This is a genomic window from Salinibacter pepae (assembly GCF_947077775.1).
Taxonomy (GTDB): Bacteria; Bacteroidota; Rhodothermia; order Rhodothermales; family Salinibacteraceae; genus Salinibacter; species Salinibacter pepae.
This window is the reverse complement of sequence record NZ_CAMTTE010000002.1, coordinates 22948-39810: the sequence shown is the minus strand read 5'-3', so window position 1 is coordinate 39810 and position 16863 is coordinate 22948. Positions and strand designations below refer to the sequence as shown.

The window sequence follows — 16863 nt, the reverse complement described above, 5'->3', positions numbered from 1 at the left end:
CGCGTTTATGTCCTGTCTGGCGATCCTGTCGGCCGGCAGGACGCAAGCGACATCCGGGCGGAGATTGAGGAGGAGATTTTCGAGCTACAGCCGCCTTCCGATATGGCCGAGCGGATCTGGAACTACATGAACGAGGTCCCGTCCAGACGCTTCGCTCGCTTCGACGACAAGATTGGAAAGGCGATTGAGTACGTAGACCGCATGGAGATCGACGTGGAAGTTTCTCCAAAGGAGGCGGGACTCCTGCGATACTACAGCGGGTGCGAAAAAACCGACGACGGAGAGCTCAAGGGCGACGTGACTCGCTACAAGGCCAGGCTCCGCCACGAGAAGCGGAAACTCGCCCACCAGCAGCGGGCCCAGTACAAGCAGATCCTCCACCAGATTGCCCTCCAGCACAAACCGTACTACGGCTTCTCCAGGCAGGAGCGCACCGACCGTATTTTCGGGCACAACCCATCGGTCCTGCGCCTGCCCACAGAAGTCCGAGAGATCCTCTGTGAGGGGCTCTATGACGTGGACCTAAAGTCGGCCCACCTGCTGATTGCAGCGTGGCTGTGGGACGCTGAGGAGGCCTTGGAAACACTTACGCAAGAGGGATACTCCATCTGGGACGACCTCATGGAGCACTGCCGCCCACTTTTCGAGGAGCAGGGCCTGGAGGTTCCGGAGAAGGGCTCCGGTCTCTACGAGGAGGTGAAGGCCGGGATGAAGATCATGCTCTACTCGACCGTCTACGGAATGCCCGCACCCTCCATCCAGGCAAACGTGACGAAGGCGCTGAAGCCGATCTTGGGACCGGACGTAGGAGATCACCTGAAGACTCACCCGGTCATCCAGCAGCTTATCGATGCCCGAGACGAGAAGCTCCAGGCCCTGGAGCCGGGCGACACGCTGGAGGCGCCCAGCGGCATCGAGATCGAGGTGGAGGTCACCCTCCAGCGGGAGAAGGAAGACGACTGCAACAAGGTCGGGCCGCGAAGCGCGATGGCAACCCACGCCCAAAGCTACGAGCAGGAGCTGATGAGCGTGCTCATCGGCGTGGCGGAGGAGCGAACAGGGTTTCGGCCGGTCCTGTGGCTGCACGACGGCGCGGAGTGTGCCGCCCGCCGCCCGGATGGGCTGGAGAAGGCGGTCAACGAGGCGCTCACGGCCAAGCAGGAGGAGCTGACCGAGTTTGCCGGGAAAGACACGCTCCTCCCGGCCATCTTTGAGGTTGAGAAGATCGAGGCACCGGAGATGCCGCCGGAAAACGTTCACGACCGCATTGCCAGCGCCAGCGGAGGCGCCGTCCGGCTCAAAGACGGAGAGACGGCCGTAAAGATCGACCCTCAAACCGGAGAGGAGATGCCTGTCCCGGATGAGACTGGACCTGCCAGTCCCATTCTTCTCGCCCACGAGCACGAGCTCTACCGCGTCGCTGATACCTACATTCAAGTCACCGACGACGGATACACTACAACCACTGACCCATACCCTGAGGCCAAACTATGGAACGACACAACGACGACCAACTCGACATCTTCAACGAGCTCAAGCAGGACGACGAGCCCAAAGACGCCACCACCGGCCGATCCGACAGCGGAGACAACAAGCCCGGACACGTCAAGCCCGGTGGACACGTCCAAGACTGCGCCTGGTGCGGAAAGCCGCTCAATGAGGGAAGACAGATCACCCGCCTCGGATACGTCCACCACAGGTGCGCAGCCTGTGTCTCGTAGCGACAAAAAGAGCGACGCGCTCACAGTCGAGGATCTCCACCGCCAGCATCAAGAGCGAAAGCGCCGAATCGCGCAGGGCAATGTGCCTGACAATTGGGAAAGAGCCAAGGACGCGGGCTTCTCGGCAAGAGAGTGGAAGCGTGGGATGGAAACGCCGTAGCCGCCACGGTAAGCTTGCAGTGTGGATGTCCAGAGCTTGCCCAGCGCACCAGTGGTTGACGTTCTCGGGATTTTGTTATAGGTTGATAGAAAGATAGTCAGATAACATGCTATCATAATATGAAAGTAGTCGGCATTCTGCACGGAAAGGGCGGGGTTGGGAAGTCTACCATCGCCGTGAACATCGCTCGTGCTCTCCAGCTCTGCGGTTTGAAGGCGGTCATCATCGACTGTGATGCTCAGGGCACTGCACAGTCGTGGAAGGCCTCTCGTCCCGATCCGGATGAGCTCCCGCCAGTCTTTGGAGTCGACCAGCCTAGCAGCTTAGAGGGGGATGTGAAACGATTATCGGAATCCTTTCACGTGGCCATCATCGATGGCGGCGCCCATCTTGACCGGATGCACACCTCTATCATTAAGGCTTCGGACCTCGCGCTCGTGCCGGTCCAGCCATCGCCGACAGACGTGTGGGCCACTGAAGAAATCGTACGGCTCATTGAGAAACGGCAGGAAGTCACAGGCGGGCCAAAGGCAGCCTTTGTCGTCTCTCGCAGGAAAGCTGGGACCAAGCTTGGTGATTCCGTCAGGGACGTGCTCTCACGCTTCGAGACAGCCGTTTGGGACGGCACTTGCGACCGAGTAATTTACGCGCAAGCAATGGGACAGGGCAAGTCCGTCCTGGAGATGAATGACGAAAAGGCCGCCGCAGAAATCGAATCGCTTACCGATAACGTAATCAGCACCCTAGGTCATGAGTGATAATCCCTTCGGAAGTGCGTCGGGTGGATCAGTTTCCAGTGAGCAGGACACCTCCGATCTAGAGGAGGATGTTCAGCAAGAGGAGTTGACGCAGCTGAATGTCCGCATTCCGAAATCCCTCCATCACCGACTCAAGGTCGAGAGCGCGCGCAGGGAGACGCCAGTAAAAGATCTCGTTGCGGAAATCATTGATAGGGAAATAGGCTGATACCAAAATATCTTGATACCAAAGTAGGTGCGGGCTGGACACCGCTAAGTCCATACGCTCGACAGTCCACCAAGCCAAAGCCAGCTTTTCAGTTCTGATGGAAACCCACAGCGACGTCGTCAACTTCCTCTGGGACACGGCCAACCTCATCCGCGACGACTTCAAGCGGGGCCGCTACCAGGACGTGATCCTGCCGTTTACGGTGCTCAGGCGCATCGACAGCGTGCTGAAGCCGACAAAGGATGAGGTCTTGGAGGCGTACCAGAAGTACAAGGGCGAGCTGGACAACATGGACAGCTTGCTTCGGGAGAAGGCCGGGCAGGCGTTCTACAACACGTCCCGCTATACCTTCGAGCGGCTTCTGCAGGAGGGTCCCGGCCCGCTTCAGGATAACCTAAACACTTACATCGCGGGCTTCTCGCCGAACATGCGGGAGGTGATCGAGAAGTTTGAGTTCCGCAACACGATCCGTCGGCTCGATGACGCAGGCCTGCTCTACCAGGTGGTCGAGCGGTTTACAAGCGTGGACCTGCATCCCGACGACATCACCAACGAGCAGATGGGGCTCATCTTTGAGGAGCTCATCCGCAAGTTCAACGAGGCCCTTGACGAGAACCCTGGGGAGCACTTCACGCCTCGGGAGGTCGTGCGGCTTATGACCAAGCTTGTGCTCGACAGCGAAAAGAAGCCGCTCGGCCAGCCGGGGAAGGTGTTTAAGATCTGCGACCCGTGCTGCGGCACCGGCGGGATGCTCACGGCGGCCCGCGATGAGATTCGGGGCGAAAACGAGGGCGCCCAGGTCCACCTGTTCGGCCAAGAGGTCAACCCGCAGACGTGGGCAATCTGCAAGTCGGACCTCTACATGAAAACAGAGGAGGGCCGGGACGCAGACAATGTCGAACTCGGCTCCACGCTTTCAGGCGATGCCCATCGAGACGAGCAGTTTGACTTTCAGCTGGCAAACCCGCCGTACGGCAAGGACTGGAAAAGCGACAAGAAGGAGGTCGAAAGCGAGGCGGAGCGCGGCGCCGCTGGCCGCTTCGAACCAGGGACGCCTCGGAAGTCCGACGGGCAGCTTCTCTTCCTCCAGCACATGGTTTCGCACCTGAAGCCGGTGCCAGACGGTGGAGGACGCGCCTGCATCATCATGAACGGGTCGCCTCTCTTCACCGGCGGCGCCGGGAGCGGGGAGAGTGAAATCCGCCGCTGGCTCATGGAGAACGACTGGGTGGAGGCGATCATCCAGCTTCCCGAGCAGCTTTTCTACAACACCGGCATTTCGACCTACGTCTGGGTCGTCTCCAATATCAAAACGCCCAAGCGCCGCGGCAAGGTGCAGCTGATCGACGCGTCCGGTCTCTGGACGGAGATGCGGAAGAGCCTCGGCGATAAGCGCCGCTACCTCTCTGAGGAGCAGATTGGGGAGATCGTGCGGCTCTACGACTCGTTCGAGTACTACCAGGAAAATGGGGAGGAAGAGGGCCGGGTACAGATCTTCGACACCGAGGACTTTGGCTACCGCAGGATCCGCGTCGAGCGGCCACTTCGAGTGAACCTTCGCCCCTCGGAGGAGCGAATCGAAAACGTGTGGGACAAGCGCTACTTCGGACGCCTCGACGAGGAGGTGCAGGAGCAGGTCGTGACGATGCTGCGTGATATGGAAGACCAAACGCACTACGACTACGCGGACTTCCGCTCGCATCTAAAAAGCGAGCTCGACGCCCGAGGCATCTCCATCCGCAAGAAAAAGCGGACCGACATCATAGAGGCACTTTCCGAGAAGGACCCGGACGCGGAGCCCGCCCGCGACACGAAAGACCGGCTGATGTCTGACACCGACCTCCGAGATTACGAGCGCGTGCCGCTGAAGGAGGACGTCGAGGAGTACTTCGAGCGGGAGGTGAAGCCCCACGTCGAAGACGCGTTCATCGACGAGGACTACACCGACGAGCAGGACGGGAAGGTCGGCCGGGTCGGCTACGAGATTAACTTCAACCGCTACTTCTACGAGTACGACCCGCCACGCCCGCTGGGCGAAATCGAGGAGGACCTCCAGGAGGTGCAGCGCGACATCGTCGACATGATGGAGGAGGTGACAGCATGATCGGCGTTTCCCGCTGCGTGACCGACTGAGACGCACCAGCGGTGAGACCGGATCTGCACGTCTTCAGCTCCGTGACCTCGGCTTTCAGCTCTTCTAAGCAACGATCCGACAATGAGCGTGACCGAACCTGGAGATACGCTGGACCTGACCAGTGCTCGCCCGCAGTACGACGAGTACGAAGATCCAGAAGTAGAATGGCTTGATGAGGCACCAGCTCACTGGGAAACAGCCCGTTTCCGATTTCTACTGGAGACCTCACCGTCCAAAACTGAGGTCCGTGACCTCCCAGACACCACAGAGGTGTCCTTCGTCCCTATGGAGTCCGTCAAAGAAAATGGCGGACTCGATCTCGGTGAGACGAAAGAGATTGAGGAGGTGATAGACGGATACACATATTTTCGCGATGGAGATGTGCTGGTGGCGAAGATCACACCCTGCTTTGAAAACCGGAAGGGTGCACTTGCTTCCGATCTCACGAACGGGATCGGATTTGGCACCACAGAACTCCACGTCTTGCGTCCGGGGCCGGATCTGGACGAAAGATTCTTGTACTACGTGACGATGTCACACCCCTTTAGGAAGATCGGTGAGTCTACCATGTATGGGGCTGGTGGCCAAAAGCGTGTCTCCAACGATTTTGTCGAGAACCTCCGGTGGCCTGTTCCATCCCCACCCGAACAGGACGCCATCGCCACGTTCCTCGACCGCGAGACGGGGCGCATCGACGCGCTCATCGAGAAGAAGGAAGAGCTCATCGACCTGCTGGAGGAGAAGCGCACGGCCCTCATCAGCCGCGTCGTCACGAAGGGACTCGACAGTGACGTGGAGATGCAGGACAGCGGCGTGGAGTGGCTGGGAGAGATTCCGGCGCAATGGAAAACTGTTCGTTTAAAGCACTTGGCGACTGCGCCGGAGGACGGTATCCAAATGGGTCCCTACGGATCTATGCTCAAAGGACTCGAATCTCGGGACACCGGATATAAGGTTTATGGACAAGAAAATATAATATCTGGCGAATTTAAAGCAGGTCATAGGTGGTTGTCTGAAGAACGATTCCACGAAATGGCTGATCGATATGAGCTTCAACCAGAGGACTTAGTTCTTACTCGCAAAGGCAGTATTGGAAATAGCCGGATCGTCCCAAAGGGGATTCAAAGTGGCATCATAGACTCTGACACTATCAGGCTTCGGCTCAGATGGGAGAAGATTGACCGTCACTTCCTGCAGTGGTTGCTCCACGAGGCATGGTACATGCAAACGAAAATCGCTTTGGTGCAGAGAGGTGCTGTACTCAGCGGTTTGAATACGAACACCATCGAGAATCTAATAGTGGCCCTTCCACCAACGGATGAGCAGGAACAGTTGGTGAAATACCTTAATAGCGAGGCTGGAAGGCTGGATGAGCAAATCTCAACCATGGAGGAAGGAATTGACCGATTGAAGGAATACCGCACCGCACTCATCTCGGCGGCAGTGACCGGCAAGATTGATGTTCGTGAAGAGGTTGCCGTGGCGCCGGCCGAATAGACCACAGGCAAGTCGCCTACTCGAACCAGTTCACCTCCATGCAGGCGAACCATTGTCATGCCAACTGGCACCTCCGAAAAGAACTTCGAGTCCATCATCGAAGAGACGCTCACCGCCGAGTCAGGGGCTCAGGCCGCCGAGGCATCGGTCGAGCACGAGGCGCAGTCGTTCGCCCCGGGCGGGTACGAGCGCCGCTCCAGCGGCGACTATGACGCCCGGCGATGCCTATTGCCAGATGACCTGATCGAGTTTATCGCCGCCACCCAGCCCAGGGAGTGGGCTGACCTGCGGGACCAGTTTGGCGAAGACGCCCGGGAAGAGCTCTTAGGTCGCGTCTCGTCTCGAATTGAGGAAGAGGGCACGCTTTCGGTCCTCCGAGATGAGGTGAAGCTCTACGGGTGCCGGTTCAAACTCGTCTACTTCAAGCCCACCACGAGCCGCAACCCGGACCTCCAAGAGAAGTACCGGGCCAACGTCTTCAGCGCCGTCCGCCAGCTCTACTACAGCCAAGACACGAGGGAGTCCCTCGACCTTGCGCTTTTCCTCAACGGCCTTCCTCTCTTTACCGCCGAGCTCAAAGAGCCGCTCAAGGACCAAAACTACCGCGACGCGATCCACCAGTACCGGTCGGACCGCGACCCGTCGGAGCCGCTCTTCGCGTTTAAGCGGTGCCTGGCCCACTTTGCCGTCGGGAGCGATGAGGCCTACATGACCACCCGGCTAGAAGGAGACGACACGAGCTTTCTTCCCTTTAACAAGGGCTACGATGGCGGCAAGGGCAACCCGCCGAAGGCGAGGGGATACCGCACTGCTTACCTCTGGGAGCAGGTGTGGGCGCCGGACAGCGTCCTCAACCTGTTGGAGCACTTCATCGCCGAGATCGAGGAGCTCGACGAGGACGGAAATCCGACCGGTGAGGAGACCCTGATCTTCCCGCGCTACCACCAGATGCGGTCGGTTCGACGCCTGGTGGAAGATGCGCGGGAGGACGGCCCAGGCCAGCGTTACCTCGTCCAGCATTCGGCGGGGAGCGGGAAAAGCATCTCTATCGCCGTCCTTGCCCACCAGCTTGCCTTCCTCCACGACGAGGCGGACCGGTCGGTCTTCGATACGGTGATTGTCGTCACCGACCGGCGCGTGCTGGACAAGCAAATCGCGCAGATCATCCTCCAATTCGAGCAGGAGCGGGGCGTGGTGGCCGACATCGAAGAGGGCGCCGCCGGGCTGGAGGAGGCCCTGAGAAGCGGAAAGCAGATCGTTGTCGTCACGCTCCAGACCTTTCCTCACGTCGCTGATGCGATTCGGGAGCGGGGCGGGGAGAACTTCGCGGTCATCATCGACGAGGCCCACAGCTCCCAGACCGGCGAGTACCGAAAGCACCTGAACGACACGCTTTCTGCCTCCAGCTTAAAAGACGCCGAGGAGGAAGACGACGTGGACGTTGACACCGAAGACCGGATCCGAGAGGAGGTGCGCAAGCGAGGCCGCCAGCCGAACGTGAGCAACTTCGCGTTTACCGCCACCCCGAAGCCAAAAACCTTAGAGCTTTTCGGCGAGGAGCAGCCCGGCGGTTCCCACGAGCCGTTTGACCTGTACACGATGCGGCAGGCGATCGAGGAGGGTTTCATTCTCGACGTGCTCGAAAACTACACCACGTACGACGACTACTTCCGTCTCCACAAGCAGATCGAGGAGGACCCGGAGTACGACGCCTCGAAGGCGACCCGCCTGCTTGAGTCCTACGTGAGCGCCCACGAGCACACCATCGCGCAGAAGGTGGAGATCATGGCCGAGCACTTCGAGCAAAACGTCTCGGGCCGGATCGGCGGGAAGGCCAAGGCCATGATTGCCACTCGTTCTCGGCTCCACGCCGTGCGGTTTAAGCAGGCCCTCGACCGATACCTAGATGAGCAGAACTACCCATATGAAGCGCTCGTCGCTTTCTCCGGGACCGTTGAGGACCGGGGCATTGAGCATACCGAGCGCTCCATGAACGGAGGCATCCCGACCAGCCAAACGGCCCGCAAATTTCGGCAGGAGGGATACCGGTTCCTCGTCGTCGCCAACAAGTTTCAGACCGGCTTCGACGAGCCGCTTCTCCACACGATGTACGTGGATAAGAAGCTCGGCGGCGTAAACGCGGTGCAGACGCTCTCCCGCCTCAACCGGACCCATCCGGGGAAGGAGGAAACGATGGTTTTAGACTTCGAAAACGACAGGGAGAAGATCGAGGAGGCCTTCGAGCCCTACTACGAGAAGACGACCCTAAGTGAAGGCACCGACCCGAGCCTGCTCTACGACCTGGAAAACCAGATCCGCTCCTACGGGATCGTCAAGGACGCGGACTTGGGCGCGTTTGCAGAGATCTGGCACGACCCGGGCAGCACCCAATCTGAGATTCACAGCCGGCTTGACACGTGCGTCGAGCGCTACAAAGACGCCTCCGAGGAGGAGCAGACGGAGTTTCGCCGGCAGGTGGGCAAGTTTGTTCGCCTCTACTCGTTTCTCGCGCAGGTAGTCTCCTTCGAGGACGTGGAGCTGGAGAAGCTCTACACGCTGGCCCGGCCTCTCTTGTCGAAGCTCTTGGCCCTGCTTGAACCCAGCGACGTGCCCAGCGAGCTGACACAGTACGTCGACCTGGAGTCGATCCGAATCCAGAAAACCAGCGAGGAGGGCATCGACTTGGAGCGCGGCTCCGAGCCACTGCCGCCTCAAAAGGAGACGGCAGGAACCTCCGGCCCGGGCGAGCCGGAGCCAGAGCCGCTCTCAAAAATCATCGAGCTGCTCAACGAGCGGTTCGACAACTACGATTTCGACGAAGACGACCGGGTCTTCATCGAGCGCCTGAAGGAAAACGTCCGGGACCGCGACGCGATCAAAAAGAGCATCGAGGTCAACAGCGCCAACGATGCCCGCCTCACGTTCGACGAGGTCGCGGAGACTGAGCTCCAAGGGATGATCGACAAGAACTTCCGCCTCTACAAGAAGATCACCGACGATGAGGCCTTCGGGGAGATGCTGTTTGACCTTCTCTTCGACCGGGTCCGAGAGGAGGTCGAGGTGGAAAAAGAATAGCCTCTCGTTTCCAGCCGTCGCCATCGGAGCCTACGCGGCACGTACATACTGCACGTCCCGTGTCCTCATTCTCTTCATGGCGACGGAAGCCTATCATGGCGACGGAAGCCTATCCAGTAAACTGACCAAACACGAAGCATGGAAACGCCCGAGTTGGGAAACATCGCGAAGGTCGACCCACGCGAGGTATGGCCGGATGAGGCCCAAGACTTCACCCCGTGGCTGGCGGAAGAAGAGAACTTGAGCCGCCTTGCTAGCACGATCGGCCTCGATCTTGAGCTCGAAGGCACCGAAAAGAACGTCGGCCCGTTCAGCGCGGACATCCTATGCAGGGACACGGTCGACGACCAGATGGTGCTGATCGAAAATCAGCTCAACCTGACAGACCATGGTCACCTGGGCCAGCTCTTGACGTACGCCGCGGGCCTGGACGCCGTGACGATCATCTGGATTGCCCGGCAGGTCCGCAATCCTCACCGCGCCGCGCTTGACTGGCTCAATAGCGTCACCGAAGAGGAGATCAGCTTCTTCGGAATCGAGATCGAGCTCTGGCAGATCGGCAGCTCTCCGGTGGCTCCGAAGTTTAACCTTGCGTCGAAGCCCAACGACTGGTCGAAAACCGTCTCGCGCGCTTCGGGCCGGGACGGGGAGCTTACAGAGACAAAGAAGCTTCAACTCGACTACTGGACGGCCCTCTCCGAACGCCTTGAGGAGCAGGGAAGCCAGGTCCAACCGCGCACGCCCAGGCCACAGCACTGGACAAATTATGCCGTCGGCCGCTCGGGATGCCAACTCACGGCACGGGTCAACACTCGGGACCAGCGCGTGGCCGTTCAGCTAGCGCTGAAAGACCAGGAGGAAGCCGAGCCGCTTTTCCACCTGCTGAGGCAAGAGAAGGATGCTATCGAAGGGGAGATCGGCGTTGAGCTGAGCTGGCTCCCAAAGCCGGATAAGAAGGTGTGCGTTGTCCAGCACGAGTGGGAGGCCGACCCGATGGATCGGGACGAGTGGCCCGAGCAACACAGCCGGATGAGAGAGCTCCTCGGCGCCTTCCACCGGGCCTTCTCAACGCGGCTTCGGGAGCTGGACGCAAGCGAATGGAGTCCTCAAGCTTCAGAGAGGGCGAGGATTGAGGAAAGCTAATCATCTGTAGCGACCCAGACCTTTTCTGTCGCCATGCAGCGCTTTCGACTCCTTCTAGCCGCCATCATCCTCTGCGCAGCCGTTCCGCTCTCTGCGGCCCAAGCTCAGGTACAGTCGGGCCAGACGTTCACGGCCCGCGTCACAGAGGTCAAAGACGGCGACACCTACGACGTCCGCCGCTCCGCTGATGGGGAGGTCACCATCCGCCTCCATGGCGTTGACGCTCCGGAGTCCTCGCAGTCCTATGGGACAGCTGCTACAAGGGCCGCACGGCGATACGTCGGCGGGAAGGACGTTCGGGTTGACGTCGAAGAGATCGGCCGTTACGGCCGCGCTGTAGCCTCCATAGAGATTCAGGGAGGTGACCTTGGGGCCATGCTCATCGGAGACGGACTGGCGTGGCACTACGACGAGTACGCGCCAAACGAAAGCGAGTACAGGAGGCTGGAGCGCCAGGCCCGCAACGCGAAGCGTGGCCTGTGGTCACAGGGCAATCCGGTCCCACCGTGGGAGTGGCGGGACCGCACGTCAGGGCCGGGCGAGACATCGGTAGAGGACCGCGACTGCTCGGACTTCGACACCCAGCCGGAAGCCCAGCGGTTTTTTGAACGGCACCAGCCGGGCGACCCACACAATTTGGACGGAGATGGAGACGGCCAGGCTTGCGAGAGCTTACCTGGCGGGAGAAACATGTGAGATAGCGTCTCCGCGAGTGGTGATGGGAGCGGCCTCGGTCCTCCTGCGGACGTCGCAACTTACTTTCTTTGGAGTGATTTGGATGGCATAGCCAGCCTCACATGCCCGAGTTGAGGCCCAGCCCGAACAGGCCGGGTTTTCTATTCCTTGCCTTCTCCCAGTCGGCAGGGCGCCTGCCGAGAACCCACCTGCTACTGCCCGCGTTTCAATCCTGCTTCGAATAATCAGCCATCTGCCATGCCAACCACAACGACGGCAAAAGAGGAGCACCAAAAGCGGTGGCAGGAGATTGTGGGCGACCCGCTTCTCAGCGATCTTCCCTACAAGACCGAGACCAACCACAGAGGCCAGATTGTCTTGAGTCCGCGTCGGTTCTCCCACTCCCAGCTCCAGCGCGCAATCCAGAAGAAGCTTGACGCCGTCCTCACTGGAGGAGAGGTATTTCCAGAGTGCCCGATTACCACAGGGAAGGGAGTGCGCCAGGCAGATGTCACGTGGGCGAGCGAGAGCCGTGTACGGGAAATGGAAGGCGCTGGCGACCCTCCAACCGTCGCGCCGGAAATTTGCATCGAGGTGATGTCCGGGCCGGGTGGCTGGGACGAGATGAAAGAGAAGCGAAAGCTCTACCAGGAGGCCGGCGCCGAGGAGGTATGGATCGTGACCGAAGAGGGAGAGGTCCATTTCTTCGCTGAGGAAAAGCTTCAGGCGTCGGGCATTGCAAAGGAGTTTCCGAGCGAGTTGTAGACACGCGGAGCTGTAGACAACCGAGGTAGCATCGTGCCTGACTCTGATTTTCCGATTGGCGAAGACGAACCTCAGGAGGGCGACGGCGCGGCCCGCGTGCCCTTGTCGGAAGCGATTACCGCCGTGCTCGACGTTCTGGACGCGTGCGCCGGAGACCTCGCGGCCGTCCGGCACCGGCTCCGCCAGCAGGAGTTGCCGGAGGAGTTGGAGATCGACGAGGCCGAGCTCCCGCGTCCGGATGAGCAGGCCCGCCACATCGCGGCTCGACTAGAGACGTGTGCCGGGGCGCTTAGGAACGCCAGTGGGGAGGTGGGAGATCAGCCCTGACTGTCCTCCGACGAGTAGCACAGAGATGAGTGGCATGGAAACGCCCGGCCGATTCTGACCGGGCGACGCGACACCCCCACCGTCTTAGCGAACGAAATGTGTCGCGCGTTTGAAATTGACGCAACGCGTGGCACAAAGTCAAGACGGAACCGGGAACGTTGTGTAGCCAAACCGGCCCGAAATACGAAAAGCCCGCCGCAGTGGGCGAGCTTTCCTTCTGTAGAGCCTTTCTCTCGGTGATTGCTGGATTTGTATAACGTATGCGAATCAGGGTTTGAGAGCAGGAGCATTGCGGCAGCGAGCCGACCGAATGCATATACGAGCAAACCTTGGTAGGAACGCACCTTCGAGGCTCGCTGAATGCCGGTTTTCTCGTTGATCCAGTTGAAAAGCGACTCGATCGGCTGCCGATCCGCACGGGGCGTGGTACGGGGGGAGACGCCGGACGCGTGACCCCATGGCGGGGCGCCCCGTCCGCCGATGTCGTGGGAGTGGGTGGGGATGTCGCGACTGCCCCATCTGGTTGGATAGCCGAGTCTTCTATCTGCTCTAATTAATTGATATCTCTTGTTTGGTCTTATCGACATAGATCAAGTGGTTGGAGTGGGCGCAGTGAGAATCACCTTTCCTCGCTGTGCAAGAGATGATGGTTCGGCTCTTATACTGTTTGGACTTCTCCTATCACGTATCCTACCTGACATCTAACGAATAACTTGTCAGTAGTAAGCAGAATCCCTAACTATAAGGAGTACCACCGCATATATATTATCAGACTCCTTGTATTCTTTTCCGGGAACAGACTTTGTTTCTATGATTAGCCTCTTTTGTAGCTTTACCTCTGCCCTACCATCTATTTTTTCTTCCGTCGATAATTTTGCCTTTCTCCATCTTTCTTCAACGTAGTAGTTACTACCATAAAAACTACCCTCTTCATTGGTAGTGTCAATTCCAGTTTTGACCCATTCCTCTGAATGTTCATATTTTGATTTAATATTTTGGTACTTTTCGTTAAAGGGTGAGTAGTCTCTGAGGTTTTCACCTTCGCTCAAAGCTTCGCCAGAATATCTGTTTGCAAGGTTAACTAATCTAACCGTGTCGAGTATTGCACTTGCTCGTAAAGATCTTACGTGATGTTCGGACTCGTTAGGTAGGCCATATATGTAAAGCGGTGACCTCTTCATTTTTTTATCGTATCCACCGCATGCATTACTGATATTTTCTATGTTGATTCCTAGTGCTTTAGTTAAGTTATCAGTTTTTCCTTTACACTCGAATCCATTTATAGTAGAATCGTTACAGGAAGCAAGTATCAGTACAATTGATAAGATTGATGCATACCCGAAATGTCTACACATGAGTCCTGTTTTTTTAATCTACATTACGCCGATCAGGGGTTGAAAAACCACATCGCCGCAGGCGGCTTGAAGAAAGGTGCAACCAAACATCTTTCTGCTAAGCCGCCCTTGGAGACATGGACGCTACTTCTACACCTGTTCGAATCTACCTGTTCATCTGCCAGCGCAAGAACCTGTCGGTTCGGAGGCCGACTCGCTGCGGCGGCCCAGCGGCAGAGCAACAATAGCGATCCGGAGTTTACCGACGAGGAGGTACTGACGATTTACGTATTCGGGCTCATCAAAAAGCGAAAGACCATCAGCGAGATTCACGAATACGTGGAAGATCATTTTTCGGAGTGGTTCCCGGATCTTCCCTCTTATCAGAGCTACAATCGCCGTCCGGGCTGGCTGAGCGCCGTTTTTGCTCCGATGGTTGAAGAGGCCCTCTCCGAAGTCGGCTGCAAAAAGACCCGAGATGGGATGATTCGCATTGCCGACTCGATGCCGATTATGCTGGCGAAGGGACAGCGGGCCTCCCAGGCAACGGTGGCCTCCGACCGGCTCGCACCGGTCGGTTACTGCTCCTCTAAGGATATCTTCTTTCACGGCGTGAAACTCCATCTTGTCGTCGAGCGCAGATCCGAGCAGCTTCCGATTCCGGAGCGGGCCGGACTGACACCCGGAAGTGAAAACGATCTTCGCGCTCTCCGGCGCGTTTTGCCGACAATCGAAGGCGGGGTTCTCTGTGGAGACAAGGCCTGCTGCGAAGGACCGCTCAAAGAGAGGCTCGCGGAGGACCAGAACCTTGATCTGCTGACTCTGGCCCGAGAAGGACAAGGGCCAGAAGACCCTTCCGGCGGCAGATAAGCTGTTTTCCAAGGCTGTAAGCCGGATTCTCCCGGCCGATCGAGTCGCTATTCAACTGGATCAACGAGAGAACCGGGATTCGGCGGGCCTCGAAGGTGCGCTCATACTAGGGACTGCTCGCTCACGCCTTCGGTCGGCTCGCTGCTGCGATGCTGATCCTCGCTCTCAACCCCTGATTCACATAACGCACCAAAACCCCACCCTGGGTTTTCAACAGGAACTGTGACGCCGGAGTAAACAAAACAAGAAGAAAAAGTGAAGCAAGTGGGCAGGCGTTATGCTTCGGTCCCTGGGCGTGTCTTCGAAGCACAAGTAGGGACCGAAAATCCCGATCCATTTCTCCGCAGTGCCACATGAGCACTGACGCCCGGCTTCCTTGGTGGGAGTGCCGGGCGTTTTCCTTTTGCCGCAGCAGTCTTCTTGCCGCAGCAACTCTCAGAGCATTTAGTAATTTCGGCGCTGGCCCGCGCGTCTTGGCCGGTCGGGACGCGCATCACTTCCCCGCCTTTCTTCATGTAGCCGGAGACCCGGAGGCCTTCTGCCCCGCGCTCGGCCATCGACCCGATGAGGCCCGCGGCTTTGTTGTTGGTCACGTTGCCGGCCTCGGCCTCGACCTGGCGCCGCGCGTCGTCCAGGCCCTCCTTCACCGACTGCATCTGCCGCTGGGTCTCCTCGGCCATCTCGATGTTCGAGCGCTTCAGCTCGCCGTAGCTCACCGCATCTCCGCCCAGCATGCGGGCGACACGGGAGCGAGGCTGGTCTCCTTCCCTAAAGAGCGTGGACTTGACGTCCTGCAGGGCCGCCACCGCCTCGTCTTCCGGGCGGCCGGAGGACCCGATGGCCATCTCCGTGATGGCGTTGCGGCCGCTTTCGCGGTCGAAGAGTTGCTTTGCGCCGCGGAGGGTGGAGCTGGTTTCCGCCGGGTTGCGCTTTACCTTCGAGTCGCCGCGGGCGAGGCGGCGGCTGGCCGGGTCCTTGAGCGCGCCTTTTCGGTCGGTCATGTACTTCCCGGCCTGCTCGTATCCGCGCTTGACCATCTCCGCGGTCGAGCCGCTTCCGCGGACCCGCTGATTGAAGCGCGTCTCCGCCTCGGAGCCGGCCTTGCCCATCGCTTTGGCCGTGTCCGAGATAGCGGTGAAGGCGTTGCTTACGGTTTGGGCCACGCCCATCCCGCCGGAGCCAGACATGTAGCTCTTCGCGGCTTTGCCGATGCCCTGCAGGGCCGCGCCCACCCCACCTAAGGCCGCCCGGCTTCCGATCTCGTAGGCCGCGAATGTCGGGAGATACTCCACCGCCGCTTCCGTCTGGGCGCCGACGTCGTAGAACTCCTCGTCGGAGGGCGCGCCGGTGAGCCCTAACGCGGAGTCCGCCGCGTAGCTTGCCGGAAGCGTGGCGGCGGCCTCCTGGGTCGCGTCCGCCGCGATGTCGCCGAGCATCTTCCGCTGCTTCCCGCGGTCTGCGTCCATCAAGGTTTTGAACGCGCCCTTGCCCTGCTTCGTCTCGCGCCAGCTCTTGCCTCGCCTTTGTAGCTTCGCTGCGGGCTTCAGGCCGGAGGTAGAGAGAAAGCGGCTGATGCTCGCGGAGCCGCCTTCCATCCCCGCGGCCTCCGCCTCCCGGCGGGCCGCGGCGCCGACCTTCTCTCCGGCGGTGAGGCCACTTGAAGACTGGTTGACGGCCTTCTCGAAGTAGTCGGTTTGGCCCTCCGCGCGGCTTTGGCCGATAAGCGCCTTGTCCGCGCTGGCTCCCTGGGTGAAGTCGTCGCGTTTCCTTGCGAGCTTTTTGGCGCTGGTTACGCCCTCGTCGGCGCTTTTGCTGCCGCCTTTGAGCGCCTGGTACGCGTCGTCGGCCTTCCCGCCTTTCAGGCTCTTGCCCAGCTTGGTCAGGGCCGCCCGGCCTGCCTTCGGCCCGCCCATGACCGCGCTGGCCATCACCCCAAACATGCCAATAGCGCCGGCCAGGCCGCCAGCGGACATGCTACCCGCGGCCTGCTCGGCGCTTTGGCGCACTCCCTCCCGCCGGGACTGCTCTTCCTGTGCGCGCTGCCAGGGCGCGCAACCGATTTGGGGCCAAAAATTTTAGCCCCCACCAACGCCCCAAAGCTGATCGGGCCAAAGATGAGAGACTTGGGCTTCGAGCCCATCACCGATCTCAGCGAGGCGGCCAATCTGCCTCGCGTCGCGTTTCCTGGGCAAACCG

At 59.5% G+C, this 16863-nt stretch carries 11 protein-coding genes and 3 pseudogenes; 11 read left to right on the top strand and 3 right to left on the bottom strand.

The window, feature by feature from the left end:
• The 10 genes and pseudogenes from OJA40_RS15250 to OJA40_RS15205 form a co-directional block, all read left to right on the top strand.
• Window positions 1–1881, top strand: a pseudogene (locus OJA40_RS15250) (hypothetical protein); the annotation flags it as partial.
• Between the two features lie 119 nt (window positions 1882–2000).
• Window positions 2001–2639 carry a ParA family partition ATPase gene (parA, locus tag OJA40_RS15245; protein WP_259095291.1) on the top strand — a complete coding sequence of 213 codons (639 nt, stop codon included), beginning with the start codon at window positions 2001–2003 and terminating at the stop codon, window positions 2637–2639.
• Window positions 2632–2847 (top strand): hypothetical protein, encoded by a 216-nt coding sequence (locus OJA40_RS15240; RefSeq protein WP_259249049.1) that lies wholly within the window; start codon window positions 2632–2634, stop codon window positions 2845–2847. Before parA ends, OJA40_RS15240 begins: the two co-directional genes overlap by 8 nt.
• 97 nt (window positions 2848–2944) lie before the next feature.
• Window positions 2945–4951, top strand: a complete 2007-nt coding sequence (locus OJA40_RS15235) for a type I restriction-modification system subunit M (RefSeq protein WP_263811058.1) — start codon at window positions 2945–2947, stop codon at window positions 4949–4951.
• A 117-nt stretch (window positions 4952–5068) separates the two neighbouring features.
• The gene (locus tag OJA40_RS15230; RefSeq protein ID WP_263811057.1) at window positions 5069–6478 is read left to right on the top strand and encodes a restriction endonuclease subunit S; all 1410 of its coding nucleotides are present in this window, start codon (window positions 5069–5071) and stop codon (window positions 6476–6478) included.
• Between the two features lie 57 nt (window positions 6479–6535).
• On the top strand, window positions 6536–9553 hold the full coding sequence (locus tag OJA40_RS15225; RefSeq protein ID WP_263811056.1) for a type I restriction endonuclease subunit R: 3018 nt from the start codon (window positions 6536–6538) through the stop codon (window positions 9551–9553).
• A gap of 138 nt (window positions 9554–9691) precedes the next feature.
• Window positions 9692–10696, top strand: a complete 1005-nt coding sequence (locus OJA40_RS15220; RefSeq protein ID WP_263811055.1) for a DUF4268 domain-containing protein — start codon at window positions 9692–9694, stop codon at window positions 10694–10696.
• Window positions 10697–10729: 33 nt separating this feature from the next.
• Window positions 10730–11392 (top strand): thermonuclease family protein, encoded by a 663-nt coding sequence (locus OJA40_RS15215; protein ID WP_263811053.1) that lies wholly within the window; start codon window positions 10730–10732, stop codon window positions 11390–11392.
• Window positions 11393–11629: 237 nt separating this feature from the next.
• Entirely contained in the window at window positions 11630–12136 is a 507-nt protein-coding gene (locus OJA40_RS15210; protein ID WP_263811052.1) for a Uma2 family endonuclease, read from the top strand.
• A gap of 33 nt (window positions 12137–12169) precedes the next feature.
• Window positions 12170–12463 carry a hypothetical protein gene (locus OJA40_RS15205; RefSeq protein ID WP_263811051.1) on the top strand — a complete coding sequence of 98 codons (294 nt, stop codon included), beginning with the start codon at window positions 12170–12172 and terminating at the stop codon, window positions 12461–12463.
• A 269-nt stretch (window positions 12464–12732) separates the two neighbouring features.
• Here OJA40_RS15205 and OJA40_RS15640 read toward each other — a convergent pair.
• Window positions 12733–12894, bottom strand: a pseudogene (locus OJA40_RS15640) (IS982 family transposase); the annotation flags it as partial.
• Window positions 12895–13179: 285 nt separating this feature from the next.
• Window positions 13180–13818, bottom strand: coding sequence for a hypothetical protein (locus OJA40_RS15200; RefSeq protein ID WP_263811050.1), 639 nt, complete (start codon window positions 13816–13818; stop codon window positions 13180–13182).
• 116 nt (window positions 13819–13934) lie between these two features.
• Here OJA40_RS15200 and OJA40_RS15195 point away from each other — a divergent pair.
• Window positions 13935–14843: pseudogene (locus tag OJA40_RS15195) on the top strand (transposase).
• Window positions 14844–14942: 99 nt separating this feature from the next.
• Here the strand turns inward: OJA40_RS15195 and OJA40_RS15190 are convergent.
• Window positions 14943–16640: a hypothetical protein gene (locus tag OJA40_RS15190; RefSeq protein ID WP_263811048.1), complete on the bottom strand. Its 1698-nt coding sequence runs from the start codon at window positions 16638–16640 to the stop codon at window positions 14943–14945.
• Between the last annotated feature and the right edge of the window lie 223 nt (window positions 16641–16863).

Bases quoted from the DNA above. Each gene is read 5' to 3' on its own strand.
- parA (WP_259095291.1), top strand. From the start codon at position 2,001: ATGAAAGTAGTCGGCATTCTGCACGGAAAGGGCGGGGTTGGGAAGTCT.
- OJA40_RS15240 (WP_259249049.1), top strand. From the start codon at position 2,632: ATGAGTGATAATCCCTTCGGAAGTGCGTCGGGTGGATCAGTTTCCAGT.
- OJA40_RS15235 (WP_263811058.1), top strand. From the start codon at position 2,945: ATGGAAACCCACAGCGACGTCGTCAACTTCCTCTGGGACACGGCCAAC.
- OJA40_RS15225 (WP_263811056.1), top strand. From the start codon at position 6,536: ATGCCAACTGGCACCTCCGAAAAGAACTTCGAGTCCATCATCGAAGAG.
- OJA40_RS15220 (WP_263811055.1), top strand. From the start codon at position 9,692: ATGGAAACGCCCGAGTTGGGAAACATCGCGAAGGTCGACCCACGCGAG.
- OJA40_RS15215 (WP_263811053.1), top strand. From the start codon at position 10,730: ATGCAGCGCTTTCGACTCCTTCTAGCCGCCATCATCCTCTGCGCAGCC.
- OJA40_RS15210 (WP_263811052.1), top strand. From the start codon at position 11,630: ATGCCAACCACAACGACGGCAAAAGAGGAGCACCAAAAGCGGTGGCAG.
- OJA40_RS15200 (WP_263811050.1), bottom strand. From the start codon at position 13,818: ATGTGTAGACATTTCGGGTATGCATCAATCTTATCAATTGTACTGATA.
- OJA40_RS15190 (WP_263811048.1), bottom strand. From the start codon at position 16,640: ATGTCCGCTGGCGGCCTGGCCGGCGCTATTGGCATGTTTGGGGTGATG.